This is a genomic window from Nocardioides sp. Root151 (assembly GCF_001427925.1).
Classification (GTDB): domain Bacteria; phylum Actinomycetota; class Actinomycetes; order Propionibacteriales; family Nocardioidaceae; genus Nocardioides.
In genome coordinates this window covers 1,215,324-1,241,069 of sequence record NZ_LMGG01000001.1, presented here as the reverse complement: position 1 = coordinate 1,241,069, position 25,746 = coordinate 1,215,324, and the positions used below count along the sequence as shown (strand labels likewise).

The following is a 25,746-nucleotide window of genomic DNA, read 5'->3' as shown; positions in this document are numbered from 1 at the left end:
AGTGGGAGGACACGTGCTGGATCGGGTACGCCGTGCGGTGCGCCGCCGTCGTACGTCGGTGGCCGTCGTCGTGACGGTCGGGCCGCGGCAGGTGCGACACCTCGGCGTGTGCCTGGAGTCGTTGGCCGGCCAGGACGAGCCGCCGTCCGAGATCCTGCTCTGCCCCTGGGGCGGCGTCGGTCCCACCGACCTGCGCGGCATCGAGGGCGTGCGGGTGCTGCTCCCCAACGAGACCGCGAACGCGGCGCGCAATGCCGGCACCACCTCCGCCTCCAGTGACACGCTCCTCTACCTCGAGGCAAATGAGGCCCTGGAACCCTGGGCGCTGGCCACGCTCGTGGGCGACCTGGCCGCCGCCGAGGACACCCTCTCCGGGCGCGGGGCCACCCTCGGCGCCCGCCTGTGGCGCGCGAAGTCGGCGCCGGAGTTCCTCGAGGCGCACGGCCGGTTCGGGCAGGCCGCCCTCGACGCGGCTCCGGCGCGCGAGCTGGCCGACCGCACGACGCGCGACACGGACAGCACGTGGTCCACACCGTTCGGCACCGTGCCGGCCGCCTGCGCGGAGATCGGCGAGTTCGCGTGGATGCTGGCCGGGCTGACCAACCCCGACGTACTGGTCCGGGTGCTGTGCCATGACGCCGGCGCGTTCCTCGACGACCTCGAGCACGCCACCGCGGGCGAGACGACCGCCTTCGCCCAGGCGGTCTCGACCGCCCTCGACACCCTGCCCCGCGCCCGGCACCTCGACGTTCCTGTCGAGACCCGGCTCCGCCTGTGGCTGGTGGCCCACGGTCACGCCGCCGCGATGAGCAGGTTCACCGCGGACCGCTGGTTCGACGAGGGCCAGTTCCCCACCCGGCTGGACGGCGAGCGGCTGCTGGCCGTGTTGCCGGTGCCGGGGGTCGACGTCCCCGACGACGTGTTCGAGATCCGCCCCCGGCTGGAGGTCTCGCTGCGCCGGGTGCGCCGCGACGGCCACCTCGTGCGGCTCACGGTCTTCGCGGCCTGTCGCTGGATCGACTTCGCCGCGCACCCGCCGCAGTTCCGGGCCCGCATGGCCCACGCCCGCACCGGTGCACGCGTGGCACTGACCCCCGAGAGCCGCCCCGACCGCGCTGCCACCCGGCACTTCCGTCAGGCCTACCAGAACCACGACGCCGCCGGCCTCGAGATCGCCGTCGACCCGAACTGGCTCACGCTGGACGGCCCGTGGACGCTCGAGATCGGCCTCTCCGTGGGCGGTGTGACCCTCTGGGGACGGGCCACGGATCGCGACGCCCGCGGCTCTGCCGGGCTGCCCGACGTCGGCCTGTCCGGGCGCGCGTCCTTCGACAGTCGCCACGGCTTCCGCATCCACCGCGGGGTCAAGCCGGAGCCGCGCCCCGAACCGACCTCGGCGCCGGTCGTCTCGGCCGTCGAGCTGGGGGAGTCGATCGTGCTGCACGGCACCACCCCGGCCGACTTCACCCTCGAGCTCCGCAACGGCGACTGGCGGGTGCCTGCCCGGGTGACCACCAACGGTCGCGACTTCACCGCCGTGGTGCCGCTGCGCCACCAGCCGTGGGAGCTGTCCGCGCGACCCCTCCCCAGTGGCACCTGGCACTTCGCCTGGGCCTCGGCCAGCGCCCACGGCGACCTGCCGATCCCGCGCGACCTTGCCGACCAGACTCCTCGCGAGCGCCTCACCCGCAGCCACCGGATCCGCCTGGTGCGGGGCCTTCGCGACCAGATCCTGGTCGACCTGGCCGCGCCGTTGCGCGAGGACGAGCTCGGCCCCTGGGCGCAGGCCCGCCTCCGGGCGACGTACGCCGCGACGACCGCACCCCTCGACCCGAACCTGGTCGTGTTCCACAGCTACGCCGGCTCCGGAACCACCGACAGCCCGCGGGCGATCTTCGACGAGATGCGCCAGCACCGCCCGGAGCTGCGGGCGGTGTGGGGCGTGGCCGACCACAGCGTCCCGGCGCCCGTGGGCAGCCGGCCGGTGCTGATCCGCAGCCGCGGGTGGTACGACGTGCTGGCCCGCGCGGGAACCGTCGTGACGAACATCGAGATGAACCGCTTCTTCCGCACGAGGCCCGGCCAGCGACTGGTGCAGACGTTCCACGGCTACCCCTCCAAGGCGATGGGCACCGGCCTGTGGCGGGCGAAGAACTTCTCGCCGCTGCGCCTGGAGTCCCAGCTCGACAACACCGCCCGGCAGTGGACGGTGGCGTGCGTGCCGAGCCCCGAGATGGAGCTCCACTACCGCGAGCAGTACGGCTTCGACGGCACCTACCTGAACCAGGGCTACCCGCGCGACGACGTGCTCGTGGGCCCGGCGGCCGAGTCACTGCGCGAGCTGGCGCGTGACCGTCTGGGCATCGCGCCCGGCCAGAACGCGATCCTCTACGCCCCCACCTGGCGCGACGACCTGGCCACCAACTACCGGGCCGCGCCGATGCATCAGCACCTCGACGTGGCGCGGATGGCCGAGCGGCTCGGCCCCGACCACGTGGTGCTGCTGCGCGGCCACCGGTTCCACCACCCGCCCGGGTCGGGCGCGCGGGTGCTCGACGTGTCGGCGTACCCCGAGATCAACGACCTGATCCTGGCCGCCGACGTGGCCGTGCTCGACTACTCCTCGCTGCGCTTCGACATGGCGCTCACCGGCAAGCCGATGGTGTTCCTGGTGCCCGACCTCGTCGACTACGCCGACGAGAAGCGGGGCTTCCTGTTCCCGTTCACCAACTCGGCACCCGGGCCGCTGGTCGACACCACGGAGCAGGTGATCGACCTGGTCCGCGACGTGCCGGCGCTGACCGCCGAGTGGGCGTGGGCGATCGACGAGTTCAACGCGACGTACAACGCCTGGCAGGACGGTCGCTCGGCCGCCCGCGCCGTCGACCTGCTCTTCCCCCGGTAGGTCAGATCTCGTCGTCGGCCAGGGCCAGCGGGTCCGACTTGCGGACGTCGATGACGTGGCCGGTCTGGCGGGCCAGCAGCACGTCGAGGGCCGCGGTGGCCACGACCGTCGACTCCAGCAGCGTGGAGGGGTCCTCCTCGCCGAAGGCCTTCGTGCGCATCGGCGTGCCGGTGCGCTCCGGGTTGATGCAGTTGACCCGCACCTCGCCGGCCCACTCGTCGGCCAGGGCCTGGGTGAGGTTCACGACCGCGGCCTTGGCCGAGGAGTAGAGCGAGTAGCCGCTCCGACCGCGGGTGTACGACGAGCTGGTGAACAGCAGCAAGGACCCGCCGGAGGCCCGCAGGTGCGGGTAGAACTCCTGGGCGATCAGCACGGGGGCCACGTAGTTGATCTCGGTGGCCGCGTAGATCGTCTCCTCTGACGTCTCCGCCAGCTGGCCGCGGGGGAGCACCCCGGCGGTGTTGACCACGAAGTCGATGCGGCCGTCGGACTCCATCACCTGGCGGGCCGCCTTGGCGACGTCCTCGCGCCGCTCGATGTGCGTGCGGCTGCCCGAACGGCTGAAGCCGTGGACCGTGCATCCGTAGGACCGGGCCAGCTCGACGAGGTCCAGGCCGATGCCGTACGACGCACCGAAGACCACCATCGTCTTGCCGGCCAGGGCGTCGCGGTACTCCTGCTCCGTGCGCGGTGCCGGCAGGTCGGTCGAGGTCAGCTGGAACAGCTTGTCGGCCAGGTAGACGTCGATCGGCTCGGTGACCTTCATGTTGCGGTCGTCGCCGGCCACGATCCCGATCGGTACGTCGGGGGTGTAGCGGAGCACCACCGTGCAGTCGTCGGTGGCCTCGAAGTCGGGGTCCTTGCCGGCCTCGTCGTACGCCCGACGGATCACGGACGCCTTGAAGCACTGGGGCGTCTGGCCGCGGCGCAGTCGGGCCCGCGGCGGGATGTTGCTGATGATGCCGTTCTCGTCGAGCTCGACGATCGTGTCGGCGGACGGGATCGCGGTGTCGACCGCGTCGTACTTCTCGAGCGCCTCGAAGCAGTCGCTGATGATGCGGTCGGTGACCATCGGGCGGACCGCGTCGTGGAAGAGGAGGTTGGCCTCTTCGTCGGGGATCGCGCGGATCGCGCGGAGCGTGGTGTCGTTGCGGGTCTCGGCGCCCTCGAGCACCTGGGTGACCTTGGTGTAGCCGCCGGTGCGGATCATCGCGTGCACGGCGTCGAGGTGGCCCTGCGCCATCAGGATGATGATCTCGTCGACCATCGGGTGGGCGTCGAGGGTGGCCAGCGTGTGCTCCATGATCGGCCGCCCGGCGATCTTGATGAGCTGCTTGGGGATGTCGAGGCCGACGCGTGTGCCCACGCCTCCGGCCAGGAGTACTGCGATGTTCTTCACCAAGCTCCTCGAGGTCGGACCGCCGTGGCGGCCCCGGTTGCGGCCGGTCACAGGATAGACGTGAATAGGGTCCCGCCGGGTCGGCGGTTATCCTGACCGACGTTCTTTAGTCCCGCCGGAAGGCTGCACGTGCCCGACACCCTGAGCCCGTTGACCGTGAAGGCGAAGGCGACAGCGACGCTGGTCCGCACCGACATCCAGGCCCTCCGAGCACTGGCCGTCAGCCTGGTCTTCCTGTTCCACCTCTGGCCGAACCGGATGACCGGCGGCTTCGTCGGCGTCGACGTCTTCTTCGTGATCTCGGGCTTCCTGATCACCTCGCACCTGCTGGCGCACCCGCCGACCGGTGCCAAGGACCTGCTGGGCTTCTGGGCGCGTCGCATCCAGCGGCTGCTGCCGGCGTCGCTGCTTGTGCTGGCGCTCTCCGTGGTGGGCAGCCGGATGTTCGCGCCCGAGACCGAGTGGGGGAGCACCGCGGCCCAGATCAAGGCCGCGACCCTCTACTACGTCAACTGGAACCTCGCCTCCAGCTCGGTCGACTACCTCGCGGCCGAGGCTGCCCCGTCGCCGGTGCAGCACTACTGGTCGCTCTCGATCGAGGAGCAGTTCTACCTCGGCTGGCCGATCCTGCTCCTGCTGCTCTTCGTGCTGGCGCGGGTCCTCAGGCGCCCGGCGACCCGGGTCGTCGTACCCGGTCTGGCCCTCGCCGTGGCCGCCTCGCTGGTCTACTCGATCACCGAGACCGCCTCGAACCCGGCCGCGGCCTACTTCGTCACCCCCACCCGGATCTGGGAGCTCGGGCTCGGCGGCGTGCTGGCCGGCCTGCTGTCGCGGCGCGCGTTCGGCCGCGACGTCGACCACGAGCACGTGCTGATCCCCGAGGCGGCCCGCTCCGCCGTGGCCTGGCTCGGCTTCGGGGCAATCGCGCTGACCGCATTCACCTACACCGGCAGCACGCCGTTCCCGGGCTGGCAGGCCCTGTTGCCGGTGCTCGGCACGGTGGCCGTCATCGCCGTGGACGCACCGTTGAAGGGGCACTCGCCCGGACCGATCCTGGCGTGGAAGCCGATCCAGTTCCTCGGGGACATCTCCTACTCGGTCTATCTCTGGCACTGGCCGATGGTCGTGCTGGTGCCGCAGGCGACCGGCCACCCGCTCACCCTCGAGAACAAGCTGGCGATCATCGTCGTCACCCTCGTGCTCGCCACCCTGACGAAGTACTTCATCGAGGACGTCTTCCGGCAGGCCCGGTTCCGCAAGCCACTGTTCAAGCCGTTCCTGGCGATGGTGCTCGCAATGGCACTGGTCTGGGGCGCCGCCCACACGCTCGACCGCTACTTCGAGAAGCAGCAGGACCAGGCCCGCCAGGCACTCTCCGACGCCAAGGGCAGCGACGACCCCTGCTTCGGCGCGGCCTCGCTCGCCGACGGGTCACAGTGCCCGCGCATCACCGAGGGCCCGGTCGTTCCCGCGCCGAACCTGGCCATCGACGACAAGTCCGACGCCTACCGCGACGGTTGTTGGGAGTGGATCCCGTTCGACGGCCTCAAGACGTGTGAGTACGGCGACGAGGCGTCCGACGTACACATCGCGCTGGTCGGCAACTCGCACGCCGGGCACTGGCTTCCCGCGCTGCAGGTGGTCGCCGAGAAGCAGGGCTGGCACATCACCACGATCCTCGCCTCGGAGTGCACCGCGACCCGCACCAAGGTCGAGTTCAAGACCGACGAGGAGTCCGAGGGCTGCCTCGACTGGGGCCAGCGGGTGCTCGACACGACCGCGAAGGGCGACTTCGACGTCGTGGTCACCTCCGAGCGGAACGGTCGCAAGCCCGTGGACGCCGAGGACGGCAACGAGCAGGAGCTGTGGGAGCAGGGCTACCGCGACTACCTCTCCGACTGGATCGCCCAGGGCCAGCGCGTCGTGGTCATCCACGACACCCCGCTGCCCGGCTCCACCGACGTGAACGGCCCGGAGTGCACGGCCGAGCACGAGGACGGCCTGGGTGCCTGCACCGGCCTCCGCAAGGACTGGGTGCCGAACGACGCCCTCGCCAACGCGGCCGAGGACATCGACGACCCGATGGTCTCCGTCGTCGACCTGACCGACCGCATCTGCGGCCCGAAGTACTGCGACGTCGCCGTCGGTGGGGTCGCGGTCTACTTCGACGCCTCGCACATCACCGCGACGTACTCCGAGACGCTCGGCCCGTTCCTCGGCCGTGACCTCGTGCCGATGGTCGAGAAGTCCCTCAACAAGAAGCGCTGACCCAGCACGCCCCTCGAACCGTGGATTCTTGATGCGCGAACCGTGCGTTCTTGCGCGTCGAACACCGGATTCTTGGTGGAACCAGCGAGATCGCGTTCAGCGGTAGCCCAGGGCTGTCCTGACCCCTTCGCCGAGCCTTCCGCTACCGCTGAACGCGAAAGGCGGCGCCGCGTTCACCAAGAACCCGGTGCTCGCGCATCAAGAACCCGGTGCTCGCGCATCAAGAATGCACGGTTCGCGACAGGCGGAGGACGAGCTGGCGGGTTCGGCGTACGAGCACGGCGACGCTGAGGTCGCCGGAGGCCAGGTCGTCGGAGGCCGGGTCGCCGGAGGCCGGGTCGCCGGAGGTCAGCGCCACGGGCAGGCGCCGCCAGAGGTCAGGCGCCACGGTGAGGGAGTCCGGGGTGCCGAGGAGCAGGTCGCCGTCGGGCAGGTCGGCCAGTCCGAAGCCGATCCGCGTGACGTCGCCGCCGGGCTCGACGTGCCCCGGCTCGACGTCGCCGACGGGCTCGGCGTATGCCGGCTCGAGGTGCGCCGGCTCGACGTACGTCGGCTCCAGGTCGGTGGTCTCGTGGCGCAGTGCGGCCGGGCGTCGGCCGTCCGGTGACTCCATGGTCAGCACGAGCGTCCCGTCGGTCAGCTCGACGTCGCGGAGAACCGCGTCAGCGAGCTCGTCACCGGAACCCGCGTTGTCGGGGCTGACGGTGAGGTGGAGGCCGAGACCACCGGAGAGCGCGGGGGTGACGGAGCCGGAGCCCACCTCGACCGGACGCAGGTGGTGTCCGGCAGATCCCTCGACGGCGGCATGCACGGTGCCCTCGCGGACGACGCCCTGCTGCGAGGCCTTCAGGTGCAGCACCCAGGTCGCGTCCGGGTTCGAACCCAGCTCCGAGGCGGGCACGTCGACGTGGAACGCCGCGTGGTCGTAGCTGGCGTTGAGGTGACTGGTCCAGACGTTCGCCGCCGGGTCGGCGTACTGCTCCACCGACAGCGGGACCGTGCGGCCGGTCGACGGGTCGTGCAGCCAGGCCTGCGTCTGCGGGTCTTCGTGGGAGCAGTCCAGGGCACGGATCGCCGCGAAGCCGGAGATGCGCACGGTGCCGGGGGCCGGTGAGTGCACCGACCTGACGGCGGCGATCAACCCGGTCTCCTGCTCCGACATCTGCCAGAGCTCGTCGGGGACGTCGGCCAGGCTGGGCTCGCGGACCGCGAGGACGAGCCCGTCACGCACCTCCGTGCGGGGCAGGCGTCCCCGGGTCTCGATCCGCTCGTCGACCGCGGCCAGGTCGCTCCAGCGCCCCTGCGCGCACAGCCACCCACGCAGACGGTTCACCTGGGGCACGGCCAGCCACGTCTCCGTCGAGGCGCGGTCCAGGAACGTGCGGTACGTCGCGCTCAGCACGTTGCGGTACATGTCGTTCCCCACCAGCCCGTGTGCGAGGAACGGCGGGAAGTCGACGCTCAGGCAGCGGCCCACCCACGCGGCGTACACCGCCGGCGGGGCCTCGGCGAGGAGCAACTCGCTGGCCTCCTCCTTCACCGCGATCCGGTCGAGGAGGTTCTCGAGGTTCGCCTTCTGCTGCCCGGTGGAGGTGTTGTCCTCGCGGACCCGCCAGTTGTAGGTGACGTTGGTCAGCAGGTCGAAGCGCTCCGCCCGGACGTACGCCGCCAACCCGGGCACGTGGTCCTCGTAGGCGATGTGGCCGCGGTACGCCGGCACCCGATCGACCCAGAACGCAGTCCGGACCACCCGGTTGCAGGCGATGATGTCCTGCATCGCGACCGGCGTCTCCTCGATCGTGGTGCCGAGCCGGTCGACGAGGTGCGCATCGCGGAAGGCGACGCCCAGGTTCTTCCCGGCGGCGACCCGTCGGGCGGCCCCGACCACGAAGTCGGACCCCGTCTCTCGCAGCACGCCGATCATGTGGGCGTACGCGCGCGGCGGCACGGTGTCGTCGGCGTCGCAGAACGTGAGGAACTCACCGCGGGCCTGGGCGGCCGCCACGTTGCGGGCGATGCCCTGACCGGAGTTTGCCTGCGTGATCACCCGCAGCCGTGGGTCACGACGGGCGCGGTCACGCAGGATCTCGGGGGAGGAGTCCGTGGAACCGTCGTCGACGGCGATGACCTCGAGCTCGGACAGCGTCTGGCCCAGCACGCTGTCGAGGCACTCGGGCAGGTACGCCGCCACGTTGTAGACCGGGATGACGACCGTCAGGACCGGGTTGCTCGCGGCCAGGCGTCGGCGTACGGCCCGGCGCACCTTGCCGGGAGCCGCGCGCACTCCTTCGGCGGCCACGCTCAGCGGGCTTCGCCGTGGGAGGGGAGCAACATCGGAGCCTTTCGCGAAGTTCGGGGCGCCGGAGGTGATCCGGCCGCCGCGACCGCACTCTAACAGCGGCGGTACGACGCATCAGGGAGTGCAGAGGTGGTCGACCGGGAGCCGGGCCCGGGGTCGGCCGACGTGACCCGGGGTGGCACCTCCGACGAAGCGGGTGGCGTCTCTGGCAAGGTGGGTCAATTCGAAGAGCAGGGCCGAGCCATCACGCAGAGCAGACTGGAGAACGCATGCCGGACCGGGACGCCGGACTGACCGGGGAAGTACGACGACGGGCCGGGGCGGTCGCACGGCGGGTGCGGACCCGGCTTCGCGAGGCCCGTCCGAACGCAGGCGCTCCACAGGTCCTCGGTGTCGTCGAACGAGTCGGTCGCAAGCAGCTCGCCGGATGGATCTCGGTGCCGGTCGGCACCCCGCCGACGCCGGTGACGCTGCACGTCGGCCACGTGCAGCTCTCGTCGACATACCCCACCGCGGGCGGATCGATGGACGGCATGGCGGTCTCGTGGAGCGACGAGGGTCGCGCCGAGGACCAGGTGCCGGTGAAGCGGGGGGTGGCGGCGGGACCGCGTGAGGGCCGGCGCAACTCACCCGACGAGATCCGCACGTTCTCGTTCCAGATCCAGGGCGTCTGGGCCTTCATGCAACGCAGACACCAGCTCACCGTGCGCCACCTCGACCAAGCGCTTCCGATCGTCGGCCACGGCACCTACCTCTCCCCGCGCAGCAACGGCGACCTGACCCCCGAGGACCTCGCAGAGCGGGTCGCCGACGGCCACGTGCTCACCCAGTTCGGCCACATCACGCTGTCGAAGAAGGTCGACACCGAGTGGCAGGCGGCGATGATGGGCCTCTACCGGCGCACCGCCGAGGTCGTCGGCGAGCGGTTCGGCCACGACGTGTTCGCGATGTACGGCACGCTGCTCGGCGCCGTGCGTGAAGGCGGCTACATCGGCCACGACGCAGACTTCGACTGCGCCTACGTCTCCGGTCACACCACCGGACCGGAAGCGGCGGCCGAGCTGGTCGAGATCGCCCTCGCACTGCTCGAGGCCGGACTCCACGTCGACCTGCGCCACCGCATGCTGCACATCCACGACCCCGACCAGCGCCGCCTGCGCATCGACCTGTTTCACCTCTTCTTCGACGACGACGAGCGACTGCGCTGCCCGTGGGGCGTGGCCGGCACGAGCACCCTCACGCGCAGCGACTGGACGGAGACGAAGTCCGTCGACTTCCCCGGCGGACGGGTGCTGGTGCCGGCCAACGCCGAGCAGATGGTCGAGCACGTGTACGGCGACGACTGGCGGCTGCCCAAGCCTGGCTTCAACTGGACGCTGAGCCGCACCGACGTGGCCGACGACGCCACGCTGAGCGACGCCCAGCGCTCCCGCGTCTACTGGGCCGCCTTCTACGCGCGCAACAGCTTCGCCGACGGCTCGACCTTCTTCGACCTCGTCTCCGCGCGACCCGACCTGCCCGGCACCGTCGTCGACATCGGCTGCGGCGACGGCCGTGACTCACGGGCGTTCGGCGCCGCCGGCCGACGGGTCGTGGGCCTGGACCAGTCCGCGGTCGCCATCGACCACGCCACCCACGGGGCCACGGAGGCGGGCCTGGAGCGGGTGGCGTTCGAGGTGTGCGACGTGGCCGTGCCCGGCGCCCTCCAGGCCAGCCTCGAAGAGGTCATTGCAGGCGCTGAGGGCCCGGTCGCGTTCTACCTCCGCTTCTTCCTGCATGCCGTCCACGAGCAGGTGCAGGACGTCGTCCTCGACGCGATCGCCTCCACTGCGCGCCCGGGCGACCTGTTCGCCGCCGAGTTCCGCACCGACAAGGACGAGGCGAACGCCAAGATCCACGGCAACCACTACCGCCGGTTCCAGTCCGCCGAGACGTTCCGCAGCTCCCTCGAGGAGCGCCACGGCTTCGAGGTGCTCTACGACATCGAGGGCACCGGGCTGTCGCCGTACCGCAACGAGGACCCGGTGCTCTACCGGGTGATCGCTCGCCGCGGGTCGGCCTGACGAAGCGTCGTCAGCCCCGGCTGCTCCACTCGATGCGCTGGGGGCCGTCGGTCGTGACGACGGCGCCGCCGCACGCCTCGACGAGTGCGTCGAGCGCGACGTCGGCCGACAGGTCGCGGGTGCCGTCGGGGATCGCCGGCAGGTCGCCGGGCGCGCGCAGGGTGCCCGCCTCGGGCCTGTCGTCGAGCTGGTGCCCGTGCTCGACCGCGATCGCCTCGCCGGACTCCAGGCACCGCAGTACGTCGCGCCATGCCGCCTCACGGGTGGTGCCGATCTCGGCGCGCGCGAAGTCGGCCTCGAGCGGCCAGTACGACTCCTGCCACTCGCGCAGCGTCGGTGGAACCCCAGGCTCGGAGAGCAGCAGGCCGAGTGACTCCTGGCCGGAGATCGGGTCGACGTGCACGATGCGCGGGCGGCCGTCGTCATCGGCCTGTACGACGTGGGTCGGCACGTGGGAGAGCCAGTCGACGGCCACCACGATGCCGTGGAACCCGGTGGGGAGGTCGGGTCGGAGCGAGACGCCGGGAAGCAGCCCGGAGAGCGCGGGGGCCAGCGTGCCGGCCGCTCCGAGCAGGGCGACGGACGAGTGCTGGCGCAGCCGGGGCAGCAGGAAGTCCACGAGCTCGTCGCGGTCGCGTTCCAGCGCCACCGGCTGGGTGCGCAGGTAGCCGTCGGGGCCGTAGAGCGCGGAGTCCCAGGCCTGTTTCCACGTCGGTTGGGCGGTCCGGGGAGGCAACGCGGGCATGCCGAGACTGGTGGTGCTCATGGTCAAGGAGGTTACGCGGGCTGTGATCCATCCCACCGACCGGCATGTTCCCAGCCGGAAACGATCGGCGTAGCCTCGTTGTTGCAATCAACTGAAGGCACACCGTCTGGTACCCACACCGGCCAGCCCCTCGCCCACGAGGAGCAGGAAATCGGAGGGACTGGAACGAAAGGCTTGCAGCACATGTCTGAACCGCTCCGTATCGGCGTGGTCGGCGCAGGACGCGTCGGCGCCGTACTCGCATCCGCGCTCCGCACCGCGGGCCACGAGATCGTGGCCGTCGCCGGTGAGTCCGAGGCCTCCCGCAGTCGCATCGACGCGTTGCTGCCCGGCGTCGTCGTCGACAAGCCCAGCGCCGTGGCCCGGGCCTGCGACGTGCTCCTGCTCACCGTGCCCGACGACATGCTCGACAACGTCGTGCAGATGCTGTCCGCCAGCGGTTCCCTGCGCGACGGCCAGTTCGTCGTCCACACCTCCGGCCGGCACGGCCTCGAGGTGCTGGCTCCGGCCACCGCCCTCGGCGCCCGCGCCGTGGCCCTGCACCCGGCGATGACCTTCACCGGCACGGAGCTCGACCTCGACCGGTTGCACGACATCGTGTTCGGCGTGACCGCCGGTCCGGCCGAACGCCGCTTCACCGAGTCCCTGGTCGCCGACCTCGGCGGCCGCCCGATGTGGGTGCCGGAGGACAAGCGGATCCTCTACCACGCCGGTCTCGCCCACGGTGCCAACCACCTCGTCACCCTCGTCGCCGAGGCGATGGAGATGCTGGTCGCCGCCGGTGGCGACGACCCGGCCGGCACCCTCCGCCCGCTCCTCGAGGCGGCCCTCGACAACGCGCTCAACCACGGCGACGCTGCGTTGACCGGCCCGATCGTGCGCGGTGACGTCAACACCGTCCGTGCACACCTCGCCGATCTCGTGGTCTCGGCACCGCAGACCGTGCCGTCGTACGTCGCGATGGCCCGCGCCACGCTGTCCCGCGCGGTCTCCGACGGCCGACTGCTGCCGATCCGTGCGGCCACGCTCACCCGCGTCCTCGACGGCGCCGTCGCACCCACGATCCCGGTCACCGGAGTCGTCCGGCGATGACCTCCACCCCCGTTCTCGCGAGCACCCGCGAGGAGCTCCTCGGCCTGCTCGCCGACGCCCGCGGCGCCGGCAAGCGGGTCGGCTTCGTGCCCACGATGGGTGCGCTCCACGTCGGGCACGCCTCCCTCATGGAGGCCGCCCGGGCCGAGGTCGGCGACGGTCCGGTCGTCGTCTCGATCTTCGTCAACCCGCTCCAGTTCGGCGCCGGAGAAGACCTCGACCGCTACCCCCGCACCCTCGACGCCGACCTGGCGCTGTGCGGCGAGCACGGTGTCGACATCGTGTTCGCGCCGGCCGTCGACGAGGTCTACCCCGGCTCGGTCGACGGTGTCGTCGAACCGCAGGTGACCCTCGACCCGGGGCCGCTCGGCTCGATCCTCGAAGGTGCCACCCGACCCGGCCACTTCCGCGGCGTGCTGATCGTGGTCGCCAAGCTCTTCGGCCTGGTCCGTCCCGACGTGGCGGTCTTCGGGCAGAAGGACTACCAGCAGCTCGCCCTGATCCGCCGCATGGTCGACGACCTCTGCATGGGCGTCGAGGTGGTCGGCGGCGAGACCGTCCGCGAGGCCGACGGCCTGGCCCTGAGCTCGCGCAACCGCTACCTCGAGGCGGCCGACCGCGAGCACGCGGTCGCCCTGTCCCGCACACTGCTGCGGGCCCGCGAGAACGCGATGTACGGCGCCGACTCGGCCCTGGCCGCGGCCCGCGCCGAGCTGCGCGCCTCCGACGGCGTCGACCTCGACTACCTCGTGATCACCGGGACCGACCTGGGCCCGGCCCCCGCACACGGCGAGGCCCGGGTGATCATCGCCGCCCGCGTGGGCACCACCCGCCTGATCGACAACATGCCCGTCCACCTGGGCACCGCCGACCACCCGGAGCCGTCCGCGGCTCTCCGAACTCCGTAACCAACAAGGGAGACAGCACATGCTGCGCACCATGATGAAGAGCAAGATCCACCGCGCGACCGTCACCCAGGCGGACCTGCACTACGTCGGGTCGGTCACGGTCGACGAGGACCTCCTCGACGCCGCCGACCTGCTCTCCGGCGAGCTGGTCCACATCGTCGACGTCACCAACGGCGCCCGCCTCGAGACCTACACGATCGCGGGAGAGCGTGGCTCGGGCGTCATCGGCATCAACGGTGCCGCTGCCCGCCTCGTGCACCCGGGTGACGTGGTGATCCTGATCGGCTACGGCCAGATGGACACCGCCGAGGCCAAGGAGTACAAGCCGTCGGTGGTCTTCGTCGACGCCGACAACAAGGTCCTGGCCACAGGGTTCGACCCGGCCGAGGCGCCCGAGGGGTCCGGCCTGCTGCGCGGCGACGTCACGGCCAGCCGCTAACCTGCCCGAATGGCCCTCCTCGAGAACGCCGGACTGACGGGACGCCTCAGTGCCCCCGAGCCCGGTTGGACCACGCGCTCAGACGTCGTGGTCATCGGCTCCGGCATCGCCGGGCTGACCGCTGCCCTGCGCATCCATGCCGCCCTCCGGGAGAGGCCCGACGACGACGGTGCCACGGTCCTCGTGGTCACCAAGGACGTCCTCAACGCCGGCTCCACGCAGTGGGCCCAGGGCGGCATCGCCGCCGCGCTCGGCCCGGGCGACACCCCCGAGCAGCACGAGCGCGACACCCTCGTGGCCGGCGCCGGGGCCTGCGACACCGACGCCGTACGCGTCCTGGTCACCGAGGGGCCCGATGCCGTGCGCGAGCTGATCGCCCTCGGCACCAACTTCGACCACCACGACGGCGTGCTCTCCCTGACCCGTGAGGGCGGCCACCACCGCGACCGCATCGCGCACGCCGGCGGAGACGCCACCGGTGCCGAGATCCAGCGCGCGTTGATCGCCGCGGTCGAGGCCGCCCCCGAGATCGAGGTCATCCAGCACGCGCTGGCCATCGACCTGATGCGCGCGGCCGACGGCGGCGTCGCCGGGGTGACCCTGCACGTGATCGGCGAGGGGCAACGCAACGGCGTCGGCGCCGTGCGCTGCCGCGCGGTGGTGCTGGCCAGCGGCGGCCTCGGCCAGGTCTTCGCCCAGTCGACCAACCCGTCGGTCTCCACCGGCGACGGCATGGCGCTGGCCCTGCGCGGAGGAGCCGCGCTGCGCGACCTCGAGTTCGTGCAGTTCCACCCCACCGTGATGTACCTCGGCCCCGACTCCCGCGGCCAGCAACCGCTGATCTCCGAGGCGGTCCGGGGCGAGGGCGCGTTCCTGGTCGACTTCGAGGGCAACCGGTTCATGCAGGGACAGCACGAGCTCGCCGACCTGGCGCCGCGCGACGTGGTGGCCAAGGCGATCACCCGCCGCATGCACGAGACCGGCAAGGCCCACATGTGGCTCGACGCCCGCCACCTCGGCGCAGAGTTCTGGGAGAAGCGCTTCCCGACGATCCTCGGGGTCTGCCGCTCCCACGGCGTCGACCCGATCAGCGAGCTGATCCCGGTCGCACCCGCACACCACTTCGCCTCGGGCGGCGTGGCCACCGACCTGTTCGGTCGCTCCGACGTGGCCGGCCTCTACGCCACCGGCGAGGTCGCCTGTTCCGGCGTGCACGGCGCCAACCGGCTGGCCTCCAACTCGCTGCTCGAGGGCCTCGTGTTCTCGCGCCGCATCGCCGACGTACTGCCCGGCGAGCTGCGGCCATGGGCAGGCCCGGTCGACGACGACCGGGAGGCGCACGTCGCCTCGGCTGCCGTACGCCCCGAGATGCAGACCCTGATGACCGAGTACGTCGGCGTGCTGCGCAGCGAGGACGGCGTCCGCAAGGCCCTCGCCGAGCTCCCGGCGCTGGCGGCCACGGCCGGCGACGAGGGGGTGGAGGCCTGGGAGGCCACCAACCTGCTCACCATCGCCACCGCCCTGGCACAGGCCGCTCTCGGCCGTCGCGAGACGCGCGGGTCGCACTGGCGCGAGGACTTCCCCGAGCGCGACGAGGCGTGGTCCGGCCACTTCGACGCCCACCTCGTCGGTGACGACCTCGACGTCACGTTCCACCCGGCGCCCTCGACCGACCCGTCCCACCCCGCCGAACCGGCAGGAGCCCGCCCATGAGTGCCGTCGACCGCATTGTCGCCCTGCCGTGTGACGACATGCCCGCGAACCTGGCCGTCGAGCTCGGTGAGGCGGGCCTCGAGGCCCGGGCGATCCACCGCGCGGTCGTCGCGGCCCTTGCTGAGGACCTCCCCGGCGACGACGTGACCAGCTGGGCGACCATCCCGGCCGACCAGGTCGAGACCGCCGACTTCGTTGCCCGTGAGGACGGCACCGTGGCCGGCCTGGCCCTCGGTGAGCTCGTCTTCCGCTACGTGATGGGCAACGACATCACGGTCGAGCGGCCGGTCAAGGACGGCACCCGGGTCAGCAAGGGCGACGTGCTGCTCACCGTCACCGGCCCCACCGCGTTGCTGCTGACCGCCGAGCGCACCGCCCTGAACTTCACGTGCCACCTCTCCGGCGTCGCGTCGGCGACCGCCGACTGGGTGCGTGCGCTCGAGGGCACCGGCGCCCGGGTGCGCGACACCCGCAAGACCATTCCCGGCTGGCGTGACCTCGAGAAGTACGCCGTTCGCGCCGGCGGCGGGGTCAACCACCGGCACTCCCTCTCCGACATGGCACTGGTCAAGGACAACCACGTCGTGGCTGCCGGCGGGGTCGTCGAGGCCTACAACCTGATCCGGGCGCGTTACCCCAAGGTGCCGGTGCAGGTGGAGGTCGACTCGCTCGACCAGCTGCGCCAGCTGCTCGAGATCGGTGTCGACCAGATCCTGCTCGACAACATGGACCCGGCCACCCTGCGGGAGGCGGTCGCGCTGACCGCGGGCCGGGCCACCCTCGAGTCCTCCGGCGGGCTGACCCTCGAGGACGCCGCCGAGTACGGCGCCACCGGGGTCGACTTCCTGGCGGTCGGTGCGCTGACCCATTCCGCGCGAGTCATGGACATCGCGATGGACCTGCGGCCGTGACGGTCCTGGCCGCCGACATCGGCAACAGCCACACCGTGCTCGGCCTCCTCGACGGCGGACAGGTCGCGGCCCACTGGCGCGTCTCCACCGACGAGCGCCGCACCTCCGACGAGTGGGCCGTCCTCGTGCGCGGTCTCGTCTCCGGCGCGATCGACGAGGCCGACCTGACCGGCATCGCGGTGTGCTCGACGGTGCCCGCCGTACTCCACGAATGGCGCGAGATGCTCACCGGCCACTACCCGACGGTGCCGGCCGTCGTGGTCGAGCCCGGCATCCGCACCGGGGTCCCGGTGCTGATGGACAACCCGCGCGAGGTCGGCGCCGACCGCATCATCAACGCCCTCGCCGCGGCACACCTGTACAACGGCCCGACGGTGGTGGTCGACTTCGGCACGGCGACCACCTTCGACGTGATCAGCGCCAACGGTGAATACATCGGTGGCGCGATCGCGCCCGGCCTCGAGATCTCCCTGGAGGCGCTGGGCCGCCGTGGCGCGCAGCTGCGCAAGGTCGAGATCCTGCGCCCACGCACAGTGATCGCCAAGAACACCGTCGAGGCGCTCCAGTCCGGGATGCTCTACGGCTACTCCAGCATGGTCGACGGGCTGACCACCCGCATGATCGCCGAGCTGGGCGAGCCGAACGGGTCGGTGAACGTCGTGGCGACGGGCCACATGGCGCCGATCGTGCTCGACGAGTGCGGCACCCTGACGTCGTTCGCGCCGCACCTGACACTCATCGGTCTCGAAATCGTTTTCCACCGCAACACCCCGGCGTAGCGCCGGGTAGCCTCCGCCTATGCTTTCGGTCATGAGCGAGGAACTGTCACCGCCGGACGATGCGATGTTCCAAGCCATGCGTGAGGTGCCCGGGGCGGTCCTGCGCACCTACCTGGCACCCGAGGCCAAGGTGATGTTCGAGTCGCTGAACAAGAACGCGTGCACCAGTCTGAAGTGGATGATGGCGGACCTCGCCGGCGAGGACCTCTCCACCTTCAAGGCCGGCTGGAGCGGCTACATCGCGGACTCGGAGGCCGTGCACAACCGTGACCTGTGGCAGGTGTCTCCACGCCTGAGCCAACTCACTCCCGAAGAGCGTGCCGAGATCCGTCCCGACAACGACTGGTTCATCTTCGCTGTCGTGCGAGACCCGAGGCTCCGATTGTTCTCCGCGTGGCAGAACAAGGTCCTGATGGAGAACCCGCACATCACGCAGTTCCGGAACCGGGACTGGTACCCCCGTCATCCGCTCACCCGCGAGAGCGTCATCGAGGACTTCGCAAAGTTCGTTGCCTTCTTCGAGAACGAGCCCCAGCACATTCTCCGTCGAGACCCCCACTTCCGTGGGCAGGTCGACATGCTGGTCGAGCACGCGATCCCCTACACCCGCGTCTATGAGATCAGCGAGTTCAAGCAGCTCACGAGTGATCTCTCCGAACACCTGACGAAGGTCGGATACCAGGGCGAGGTGCATGTTCCACGGGCGAACCCGACGCCCCTGCGACCCATCGGGGCGCTCTTCGAGAACGGCATCCGCGAACGCATCGAAGAGCTGTATGCAGATGACTTCGACCGCTTCGGCCACCTCTGGGACTTCTCCCGCACGGAGGCCGCTGAGCCGTGGAGCGACAAGGATCTGGCCGCATGTGAGACCGAGTCGCAGCTCGGCCGGCGTATCGACGAGCTTCACCGACTCGCCCGCACCGAGCGCGCCGAGAACGACCAGTCCCGCAAGCGGATCGCCGCCCTCGAGGACGACGTCGCCCGGTTGTCGGTCAACCCGATCCGCAAGGCCGGAAGTCGGGCCCGGAGGTCGGCCGGCCGGGTCCGCAGGCGTCTGGCGAAAGCCCGCAGGGGCTGACGTCGGCCCGCATGCCTGGGTGAGCCCCGACTCCTAGGTCCTGTCCTGGCCGGCGGCCCGCTGGCGAAGTGCCTGGGTCACCGAACGCAGTGGGCTCGACGCGACGACATCGACGGCCAGGCCGCCACTCTTCAGGGTGACCGCCTCCGCGACGATCTGCGTGAGGCCCTTGCCCACGGTGTGGGTGCCGAGACCGGTGGGCGCCGGAACCGCGAACCTCTCGTGGTGCGGGGGCTGCCCGGCCCGTATGCGGACGATCCATCTTCCGGGCTCGAGGTCGCCGACCGGGATCCGTCCGCTGAACTGCCCGGCGGCGAGTGACACCTCGCGCTCGACCGACTCCTTGTCCTTCCGGGCGATCAGGCTCAGGGGCGCATCGAGATCGAGATCGAGGCGGCCCTCGACCACCAGGTCCCCGGCCTGCCAGGAGACGCGCCAGTCGCGGAGCATCTTGCCGACGCGGTGCTTGCGTTGCCCGACGTCGAGCTTGAGGCGCCGGTCGGGACTGAGGTACGACGCGACGGTCCAGCCGTCCGTGATCTCCCAGTGCAGGAACGGCTCGTCACCGGTGACCGCGTCCTCGCCCAACCGAGTCTGTTGCTCCCGGGTGAGGCCCTCGTGGCTCAGTTGCGTGTGGACGTCCCAGATCGCGTCATGCAGCCGATCGCCGCCGAGCGCGAGCGTGTCGAGGTCGGCCCGGAACGTGTCGCCGTCGCCACGTCGAGCCGTCACCAGGTGGTCGGTGCCGGGTTCGTCTCGACTGTGCAGACGCATGGTGACGGTTCCCACCGAGTCGGCGGGCGTCCTGTCCCAGGCTGCTTCGCCCTCCAGGTGCAGGGTCGCCCCGTTCCAGGAGACAGACGTCAGGTGCTGGCGGAAACCCAACCGCTCGGTGACGTCGTACACCTCGTCGGGGACACCGACGGCAGCGTCGCGGAAGTAGGGGAGAAGCGCGTGTGCCCGACCGTCGCTGATGCCGACCTTCCAGGACCTGTGCCGCACCGACTCCTCGGAGGCGGCGGTGACGAGCTCTTCACGAAGGTCTCGTCCGACCAGGTGGTAGAGGAGCCGCATGTCCGGGCTGAGCCACTTCATGACGGAAGGAGTGAGGTGGTCCGCGACCAGGGCTGCGACCCGCACCAGCAACTCTCGTTGCTCGTTCGGATCGAGCTCCGGCAGGGCGAGCAGGACGCGCTGCAACTCGAGCTGGAAGTGGCGGGCCAACAGGCGGCCCCGTTTGTCGGGGTCGGGAACCTCGCGGACCAGGAGGGCACACATCGACTCGATGACGTCGACCCGGCTGGCGGCCTTCCCGGAGTAGGTGATGTTGCCGCCGTCATCACGAAGGACGACCCAGTAGTACTCGTAGTCCGCGAGGAGGCTGATCTTCGTGGCGCGCAGGTAGGCGAGCACCGCGAACGGCTGGTCGCTGAGCACCGGGAACTCGGTGGGGAACCTGATCTTGTGCTCCTCCACCATGCTCCGCCGGTAGAGCTTCAGGACCGAGATGGACCAGTAGGCCTGTGAGGTGAAGAGGTCGGCGTCCAGGTCCGTCCTGCGGAAGGCCGATGCGCCCACGCCACGCTCGGAGTCACTGGCCAGGCTGCCCGCGACGACGTCGGATCCTTGCTCGTCGGCGACGGTGACCAGGCGTTCCAGCGCCTCGACGCCGAGGTAGTCGTCAGCGTCGACGAAGTAGACGTAACGCCCGGTGGCGATGTCCAACCCACGGTTGCGCGGGCCCGCGGGGCCGCCGGAGGCGGGGTGGTGCTCGACCCGGTAGAGCCCGTCGTGGGCGAGTGCTCGCCGGTCGGCCTCCTCCGCTGTCCCGTCGGTGGAGCCGTCGTCGATGACGATGATCTCCATCCGGTCGGTGCCGATGGTCTGCGCTTCCAGTGAGTCCAGGCAACGATGGAACCAGGGCAATGCGTTGTACGCCGGGATGATCACACTGACATCGGGCACCGTCATGAACACCTCACTGCGGGATGGAGCAGCAAGGGTAGCCGTCTGGCGCCCCCGCGAGCGGGCGGGATCAGAGCAGTTCCACCTGCGGTCCGGCACACCGGTTCCGCGTGTCGAGGACGTAGGTCTCCGAGGCCGACAACAGGTCGTAGTCGAACTGGTCGTGGTCGGTGAGCAGCACGGCTGCGTCGGCCCACGCCAGGCTGTCGGCGTCCAGGGCGGCCCGCACGACGCCCCGGGGCATCAGGCTGTCCTCGGTGAACGGCTCTGCGACGCGCACGTCGGCTCCCAGTGCCTGCAGCTGCTCGAGCACCGTGAGTGCGGGGGACTCGCGGATGTCGCCGACGTTCTTCTTGTAGGCGAGCCCGAGGACGAGCACCTTGGCACCGTTGACCGCGAGCCGACGTCTGTTCAGGCCGGCCTGCAGCCGGGACACGACGTAGTCCGGCATGTGGTCGTTGATGTCGTTGGCCGCTGCGATCATGCGGATGTCGCCCCGCGAGGTCTGCCGCACCTGCCACAGGAGGTAGGAGGGGTCGATCGGCAGGCAGTGCCCGCCGACGCCCGGCCCGGGGGTGAACCTCATGAAGCCGAAGGGCTTGCTGTCGGCCGCGTCGATGGCCTCCCAGACGTCGACGCCGAGGTCCCTCGAGACCGTGGCGATCTCGTTGACCAGTGCGATGTTCACGTGCCGGAACGTGTTCTCCAGGAGCTTGGTCATCTCGGCCGTGCGGGTGCTCGACACCGGGACGGTCTGCTCGACGAACAGGTCGTAGAACTGCTGCACCCTGGACAGGGACTCGTCGTCGACACCGGAGACGACCTTGGGCGTGTTGGTCAGGCCGAAGGTCGGGTTGCCGGGGTCGATGCGTTCGGGGCTGTAGCCGAGGAAGAAGTCCTTGCCGGCGGTCAGGCCGCTGCCGGCTTCGAGGATCGGCAGCAGCAACTGGTCGGTGGTCCCGGGGTAGGTCGTCGACTCGAGGATGATCGTGGCACCGGGAGTGATGTGGGGCGCGATCGCGCGGCCGGACTCCTCGACGTAGGTCAGGTCGGGTGCTCCCTGGCGCAGCGGCGTCGGGACCGTGATCACGCAGACGTCGAACGCGGTGATCCCGGTCCAGTCGCTGGTCGCGGTGTAGCGACCGGTGGTGAGCGCCTCGCTCAGCTCTTCGGAACTGACGTCCTCGATGAAGGAGTCGCCTGCACGCAGGCGCTCGACACGAGCGGTGTCGGTGTCGATCCCGATCACGGTGCAGCCCGCGCGCACCGCGCCCATCGACACGGGAAGTCCGACGTACCCCTGGCCGACGACGGCCACTGTGGTCATCTTGGTGCCCTCCTGTGCCGTGGTCATCGGGATCCGTCCGTGTCGCGCCTGCGTTCGATCCTCGCCAGCCAGATGCCGCGGAGCACGGCGACGTGCTCGTCGGCGCTGGCCGGCAGCTGGGCGACGCGTTCGAACGTCTCGTCGTCGACGTAGCCGCGGAGTGCGTCGAGCAGGTCGTGGTCGCGGCAGGCCACCTCCGCGGGAGGGCCGGGGTCGGTGCCTTCGCCCGTCTTGCGCGGCAGCAGTTTCCGCCATCCGGTGGGCGAGGGTCGTGCCGGCGGGTTCGCGACTGCGTCGAACGCCTTGCTGAGCCGGTCGAGCTCGGTGCGGACACGCTCCGCGGACGCGTCGGCGATCTCGTCGACCTTCGTCATCACGTCGGGGGCCAGGTCATCGCGCAGAGCCAGTCGGTGCAGCTCACCGAGGAACCGGTGGTAGTAGTCCATCGTGTAGTGCACTTCGAAGGGCCCCCACGGGTGCTCCTTGAAGGAGGTGTACGACTCGCCGCCGAGGTCGATGCTGTCCCAGCCGTACGACGTGCTGGCGTACTTGTTGAGGCGGGCCCAGAAGTCGTTGCCGCGGACGTGCGTGAGCCTGACCTCCTTGTTGACCGGGTGCAGCCGTCCCGGGATCGGCAGGTTGGGCCGCATCACCTCGGTGGCGTTGAAGCCGCAGTGCACGATGACCCGGGTGGTGGGGCAGTGCTCGGTGACGAACGCAGCGAAGCGGTCCATCGCTTCGGTCCACAGCTCGAAGTAGGCATCGGCGTCCGCCTGCCAGCTCAGCACCTCGGTGCGCTCGTCGTCGATGAGCCGCTGGTAGAGGTCTGTCTTGTGGATCCGCCACCGGTTGTTGGTCACGAAACGGCCATCGGCCATGCGTAGCACGCCGAAGTGCACGTCACCGAAGAAGTCGAGGATCAGGATCTCCGGCGGATTCTCCGCAATGAGGCCCAGGATCTCGCGATTGAGGTCTGAGGCGACGTTCCACAGGCCGTACGGCTTCATCGGCTCGAGTGGTTCCCAGGGCTCGTCCACCGGCGGTGACATCAGGGCGATCATCGAGCTCTGGTTGGTGGTCGCCCCGACCTCGAACCACTGCTTGTAGTCAGCGTTGAACCGGGAGTTGAAGTTGTCGCGCGTGATGCAGCTGCCCATCACCACCACGACACGGGGGTCGCTCATGGTCGGACCACCGTCGCGGGCATCTGTGGCGTCGGCTCCGCAGGGAGCCTCGACCGGTTGCCCTCGGTGAGCTTCACGTGGGCCACGACCCGCTCGCAACACTTGCCGTCACGCTCCTGGAAGCTGGCGTCGATGCGGGCCTGGTACGCCGGCAGGGGGTCCGGGCCGTGGTCGAGGGCCTGGATGGTGGCGGCCACCGCCGAGTCCTTGTCCTCCTCGACGGGACCGAAGCCGTCACGGGGGTACTCGAAGTAGCCGGCCCGTCCGACGTGGCCACCGCCGAGCACCGTGTCGGCGTCGAACTGGAAGTAGACGACCGGGCGCTGCAGGTAGGCGGCATTGAACGCGATCGAGGAGAAGTCGGTGACCACGGCGCGGGCACGGGCGAACAGCTCCTGAGGGTCACCGCCCTCGTAGGACAGCGGGAGCACGTGGTCGGGCAGGTGCATCATCGGCAGCAGCGGCTGGAGGTTGGGGTGCGGCAGGAACCCGAGCTTCAGCCCGTGTCGCCGGCACGCCTCGGCCAGCGTGTCGTCGCAGATGTAGGACATCCACTGCTGCACGAAGTCGGACTCGAGCAGCGAGCTGTCCAGCTCGCGACGCTGGCTGCCCTTGATCACCGGCGGCAGCAGTCCGTTTCGCCACGTCGGGGTGACCAGCAGCAGATCGCGCTTGTCCGGGGGGAACCGCAGGCCGACCTCGCGCAGCCGGTCGAAGCGCGGCAGTCCGGTCAGGGCGACCTCGCGGGTGGTGAAGACGTACGGCGTGTGGTCGCCGGCGATCGAGGCCATCTCCTGGCGAGTGCTGACCACGAAGGTGTCCATCTCCTTGGAGTCCAGCCACGAGGAGATGTCGTCCTTGATCACACCGTGCTGCAGGAAGTGGAAGCGCCAGTTGCGGGGCGTGAACTCGGTGATCTCGGCCGGCGCCACGACTGCGGCGTCCGCGTGGGACGACAGAAGGTGCTTCGCGTGGGCGAGCAGGAGCCGCCACTGCAGCGAGCCGTAGGCGACCAGCCGGTCGCCGTGGCCCTCCTTGCGGAATCGCTCCCACTCCTTGCCGCCCTTCTCCAGGACGAACCAGGCGTTGATCTCGGGATGGTGGGCACGCAGGTACCGGAACAGGATCTCGCCGCTGTCGGCCGCGTCATGCACCCGGTCCATCAGCACCCAGGCGTCGGCGTACTTCTTGCGGACCTGCGGCGTCCGCATCAGTCTCTGGGCGATCTTGCCCTGCCTGGACTCGGGCTTCTTGATCTGCAGGTGCTTCGGGACCCGGCTGCGGGCGCGCTGCGACAGCGGGCTGCCGAACCAGCGGATCTGCCCGGGCGGTGCGACCCGTGTCGGTCCGTACGGGCGTTCGTAGACGATGTCGACAGCGGCGCCGTCGAGGTCGAGCTGCAGGGACCTGTTGGCGGGCAGCCACACCGAACGCTCGTGCATCAGTGTGCGACCGTAGAACTCGAGGTCGCGGACCTTGGCGTGCAGCGGCTCGATCGGCTCACCGTTGGCACGCCACACCTCGGTCGGCAGGTCCCCGGTGTAGAAGTACGACGCCTTGACGATCACCTGGTCCACGTCGAACTTCTTGAGGTGGACGAACGGGTCGTGCCACGGCTGCTCCTCGTAGCCGTGCGCGAGGATCAGTCGGGTCTGCCCGGGCACCGTCGGCGGGACGTAGCGCAATGCCTCGTCGACGTCGATCTGTCCGAGGATCTCGGCGGCCACGGCGTGGAACTCATCCGTGACGGGGCCCCCCTGTGGGCGGCCGGTGGAAGCCGCGTGGGAGTCGGTCGCCCTGAAGTACCAGTGCAGCTCGTAGAGGAGGAAGGACTCCAACCAGCGCGGAACCCGGCCGTGCAGCTCGCGCGCGCGCTCGACCAGGTCGAGGTAGCCGAGCTTCGGGACGACGTTGTAGCGGCCGGGGTGTGCCTGCGCGGTCTGCAGGGTGGAGCTGTCGTCGGCGCGCTTGCGGTAGTGGTAGCGGGCAGCGTCGAGGAACCCGACCCGCGGCTGGTCGAAGCTCAGCAGGTAGCGGGAGTTGAAGTGACCGTCCTCGAAGTTCGGGCGGATCCGGCCGTCGAACTCGAGTCCGAGGTCACGGATCCGGTCGAGCCTGAAGAACGTCGCAGGCGAGCTGCCGTGGAACCGCTCGGGGTTCAGGGACAGGTCGACGTAGGGGTTGGCGTGGAACATCGAGCGCAGCGGGTGCCGGTCGGTGACCTTGTCCTCGGCCTCGTTCCAGATCAGCCGGTGCGTGGCCGCCATGTGGGCGTCGGGGTGCGCCTCGATGAAGTCCGCCACCACCTGGAGGTACTTGTCGTTGACGGTGTCGTCAGGGTCGGGGAAGGTGATCCATTCGCCGTGGGCGGCCTTGATGCCTGCGTTGCGAGCGGCTCCCTGGCCGGCGTTCTCCTGGGTGATGACCCGCACGGTCTTCGGATGCCTGTTCGCCCACTCGGCGAGGAGGCGCGGCGACTCGTCCGTGGACCCGTCGTCGATCATCAGGATCTCCACGTCGTCGAGGCCGTGGGTCTGGCGCTCGATCGAGGCGATGAAATCGGGGAGGTAGGGCGCGACGTTGTAGACGGCACTCACGATCGAGAAGAGGGGACGCGCCTCATTGCTCATAGGTGCAGGGTTCCTTC

17 protein-coding genes are annotated in these 25,746 nt (G+C 70.3%); 10 read left to right on the top strand and 7 right to left on the bottom strand.

Going from position 1 to position 25,746, the window contains the following annotated elements; translation table 11 throughout:
* Nucleotides 1-13: 13 nt before the first annotated feature.
* Nucleotides 14-2,905, top strand: coding sequence for a CDP-glycerol glycerophosphotransferase family protein (locus tag ASD66_RS05865; protein WP_056890287.1), 2,892 nt, complete (start codon nucleotides 14-16; stop codon nucleotides 2,903-2,905).
* Between the two features lies 1 nt (nucleotide 2,906).
* Here ASD66_RS05865 and ASD66_RS05860 read toward each other — a convergent pair whose 3' ends face one another.
* Nucleotides 2,907-4,304 carry a bifunctional cytidylyltransferase/SDR family oxidoreductase gene (locus ASD66_RS05860; protein ID WP_235529970.1) on the bottom strand — a complete coding sequence of 466 codons (1,398 nt, stop codon included), beginning with the start codon at nucleotides 4,302-4,304 and terminating at the stop codon, nucleotides 2,907-2,909.
* Nucleotides 4,305-4,433: 129 nt separating this feature from the next.
* On the opposite strand from ASD66_RS05860, the gene ASD66_RS05855 reads away from it, so the two are divergent.
* A complete protein-coding gene (locus ASD66_RS05855) occupies nucleotides 4,434-6,572 on the top strand; it encodes an acyltransferase family protein (RefSeq protein ID WP_056890286.1) in 2,139 nt (712 codons plus the stop codon).
* Nucleotides 6,573-6,792: 220 nt separating this feature from the next.
* Here the strand turns inward: ASD66_RS05855 and ASD66_RS05850 are convergent, their stop codons facing one another.
* Nucleotides 6,793-8,871, bottom strand: coding sequence for a glycosyltransferase family 2 protein (locus ASD66_RS05850; protein ID WP_056890285.1), 2,079 nt, complete (start codon nucleotides 8,869-8,871; stop codon nucleotides 6,793-6,795).
* 269 nt (nucleotides 8,872-9,140) lie between these two features.
* Here ASD66_RS05850 and ASD66_RS05845 point away from each other — a divergent pair, with 269 nt between their 5' ends.
* Nucleotides 9,141-10,934 carry a class I SAM-dependent methyltransferase gene (locus tag ASD66_RS05845; protein WP_056890284.1) on the top strand — a complete coding sequence of 598 codons (1,794 nt, stop codon included), beginning with the start codon at nucleotides 9,141-9,143 and terminating at the stop codon, nucleotides 10,932-10,934.
* A 10-nt stretch (nucleotides 10,935-10,944) separates the two neighbouring features.
* Here the strand turns inward: ASD66_RS05845 and ASD66_RS24370 are convergent, their stop codons facing one another.
* On the bottom strand, nucleotides 10,945-11,700 hold the full coding sequence (locus ASD66_RS24370; protein ID WP_056890283.1) for an SAM-dependent methyltransferase: 756 nt from the start codon (nucleotides 11,698-11,700) through the stop codon (nucleotides 10,945-10,947).
* Nucleotides 11,701-11,883: 183 nt separating this feature from the next.
* Here ASD66_RS24370 and ASD66_RS05835 point away from each other — a divergent pair, with 183 nt between their 5' ends.
* The 7 genes from ASD66_RS05835 to ASD66_RS05805 are packed head-to-tail and all read left to right on the top strand — an operon-like array spanning nucleotide 11,884 to nucleotide 18,623.
* The gene (locus tag ASD66_RS05835) at nucleotides 11,884-12,792 is read left to right on the top strand and encodes a Rossmann-like and DUF2520 domain-containing protein (protein WP_056890282.1); all 909 of its coding nucleotides are present in this window, start codon (nucleotides 11,884-11,886) and stop codon (nucleotides 12,790-12,792) included.
* Nucleotides 12,789-13,700 (top strand): pantoate--beta-alanine ligase, encoded by a 912-nt coding sequence (gene panC, locus ASD66_RS05830; RefSeq protein WP_056890281.1) that lies wholly within the window; start codon nucleotides 12,789-12,791, stop codon nucleotides 13,698-13,700. The genes ASD66_RS05835 and panC overlap by 4 nt, the downstream gene beginning before the upstream one ends.
* 19 nt (nucleotides 13,701-13,719) lie before the next feature.
* Nucleotides 13,720-14,139: an aspartate 1-decarboxylase gene (panD, locus tag ASD66_RS05825; protein ID WP_056688758.1), complete on the top strand. Its 420-nt coding sequence runs from the start codon at nucleotides 13,720-13,722 to the stop codon at nucleotides 14,137-14,139.
* 9 nt (nucleotides 14,140-14,148) lie between these two features.
* Nucleotides 14,149-15,852, top strand: coding sequence for an L-aspartate oxidase (locus tag ASD66_RS05820; protein ID WP_056890280.1), 1,704 nt, complete (start codon nucleotides 14,149-14,151; stop codon nucleotides 15,850-15,852).
* Entirely contained in the window at nucleotides 15,849-16,763 is a 915-nt protein-coding gene (gene nadC / locus ASD66_RS05815; RefSeq protein WP_082599333.1) for a carboxylating nicotinate-nucleotide diphosphorylase, read from the top strand. The genes ASD66_RS05820 and nadC overlap by 4 nt, the downstream gene beginning before the upstream one ends.
* On the top strand, nucleotides 16,760-17,542 hold the full coding sequence (locus tag ASD66_RS05810) for a type III pantothenate kinase (RefSeq protein WP_056890279.1): 783 nt from the start codon (nucleotides 16,760-16,762) through the stop codon (nucleotides 17,540-17,542). Before nadC ends, ASD66_RS05810 begins: the two co-directional genes overlap by 4 nt.
* Before the next feature lie 31 nt (nucleotides 17,543-17,573).
* Nucleotides 17,574-18,623 carry a sulfotransferase family 2 domain-containing protein gene (locus tag ASD66_RS05805; protein ID WP_162251056.1) on the top strand — a complete coding sequence of 350 codons (1,050 nt, stop codon included), beginning with the start codon at nucleotides 17,574-17,576 and terminating at the stop codon, nucleotides 18,621-18,623.
* 33 nt (nucleotides 18,624-18,656) lie between these two features.
* On the opposite strand, the gene ASD66_RS05800 is transcribed toward ASD66_RS05805, so the two are convergent.
* The 4 genes from ASD66_RS05800 to ASD66_RS05785 all read right to left on the bottom strand — a co-directional run bounded on the left by ASD66_RS05800 (nucleotide 18,657) and on the right by ASD66_RS05785 (nucleotide 25,729).
* Nucleotides 18,657-20,594: a glycosyltransferase family A protein gene (locus tag ASD66_RS05800; RefSeq protein ID WP_056890278.1), complete on the bottom strand. Its 1,938-nt coding sequence runs from the start codon at nucleotides 20,592-20,594 to the stop codon at nucleotides 18,657-18,659.
* 64 nt (nucleotides 20,595-20,658) lie between these two features.
* Nucleotides 20,659-21,942 (bottom strand): nucleotide sugar dehydrogenase, encoded by a 1,284-nt coding sequence (locus tag ASD66_RS05795; protein WP_200949879.1) that lies wholly within the window; start codon nucleotides 21,940-21,942, stop codon nucleotides 20,659-20,661.
* A complete protein-coding gene (locus ASD66_RS05790) occupies nucleotides 21,939-23,099 on the bottom strand; it encodes a DUF6270 domain-containing protein (RefSeq protein ID WP_056890277.1) in 1,161 nt (386 codons plus the stop codon). Before ASD66_RS05790 ends, ASD66_RS05795 begins: the two co-directional genes overlap by 4 nt.
* On the bottom strand, nucleotides 23,096-25,729 hold the full coding sequence (locus tag ASD66_RS05785) for a glycosyltransferase (RefSeq protein WP_056890276.1): 2,634 nt from the start codon (nucleotides 25,727-25,729) through the stop codon (nucleotides 23,096-23,098). The genes ASD66_RS05790 and ASD66_RS05785 overlap by 4 nt, the downstream gene beginning before the upstream one ends.
* Between the last annotated feature and the right edge of the window lie 17 nt (nucleotides 25,730-25,746).

What these genes read in the sequence shown, in the direction of transcription:
- ASD66_RS05795 (WP_200949879.1), bottom strand. Translation starts at nt 21,942, where the DNA reads ATGACCACGGCACAGGAGGGCACCAAGATGACCACAGTGGCCGTCGTC.
- panD (WP_056688758.1), top strand. Translation starts at nt 13,720, where the DNA reads ATGCTGCGCACCATGATGAAGAGCAAGATCCACCGCGCGACCGTCACC.
- ASD66_RS05845 (WP_056890284.1), top strand. Translation starts at nt 9,141, where the DNA reads ATGCCGGACCGGGACGCCGGACTGACCGGGGAAGTACGACGACGGGCC.
- ASD66_RS05785 (WP_056890276.1), bottom strand. Translation starts at nt 25,729, where the DNA reads ATGAGCAATGAGGCGCGTCCCCTCTTCTCGATCGTGAGTGCCGTCTAC.
- ASD66_RS05790 (WP_056890277.1), bottom strand. Translation starts at nt 23,099, where the DNA reads ATGAGCGACCCCCGTGTCGTGGTGGTGATGGGCAGCTGCATCACGCGC.
- ASD66_RS05805 (WP_162251056.1), top strand. Translation starts at nt 17,574, where the DNA reads ATGAGCGAGGAACTGTCACCGCCGGACGATGCGATGTTCCAAGCCATG.
- ASD66_RS05820 (WP_056890280.1), top strand. Translation starts at nt 14,149, where the DNA reads ATGGCCCTCCTCGAGAACGCCGGACTGACGGGACGCCTCAGTGCCCCC.
- ASD66_RS05835 (WP_056890282.1), top strand. Translation starts at nt 11,884, where the DNA reads ATGTCTGAACCGCTCCGTATCGGCGTGGTCGGCGCAGGACGCGTCGGC.
- ASD66_RS05800 (WP_056890278.1), bottom strand. Translation starts at nt 20,594, where the DNA reads ATGACGGTGCCCGATGTCAGTGTGATCATCCCGGCGTACAACGCATTG.
- ASD66_RS24370 (WP_056890283.1), bottom strand. Translation starts at nt 11,700, where the DNA reads ATGAGCACCACCAGTCTCGGCATGCCCGCGTTGCCTCCCCGGACCGCC.
- panC (WP_056890281.1), top strand. Translation starts at nt 12,789, where the DNA reads ATGACCTCCACCCCCGTTCTCGCGAGCACCCGCGAGGAGCTCCTCGGC.
- nadC (WP_082599333.1), top strand. Translation starts at nt 15,849, where the DNA reads ATGAGTGCCGTCGACCGCATTGTCGCCCTGCCGTGTGACGACATGCCC.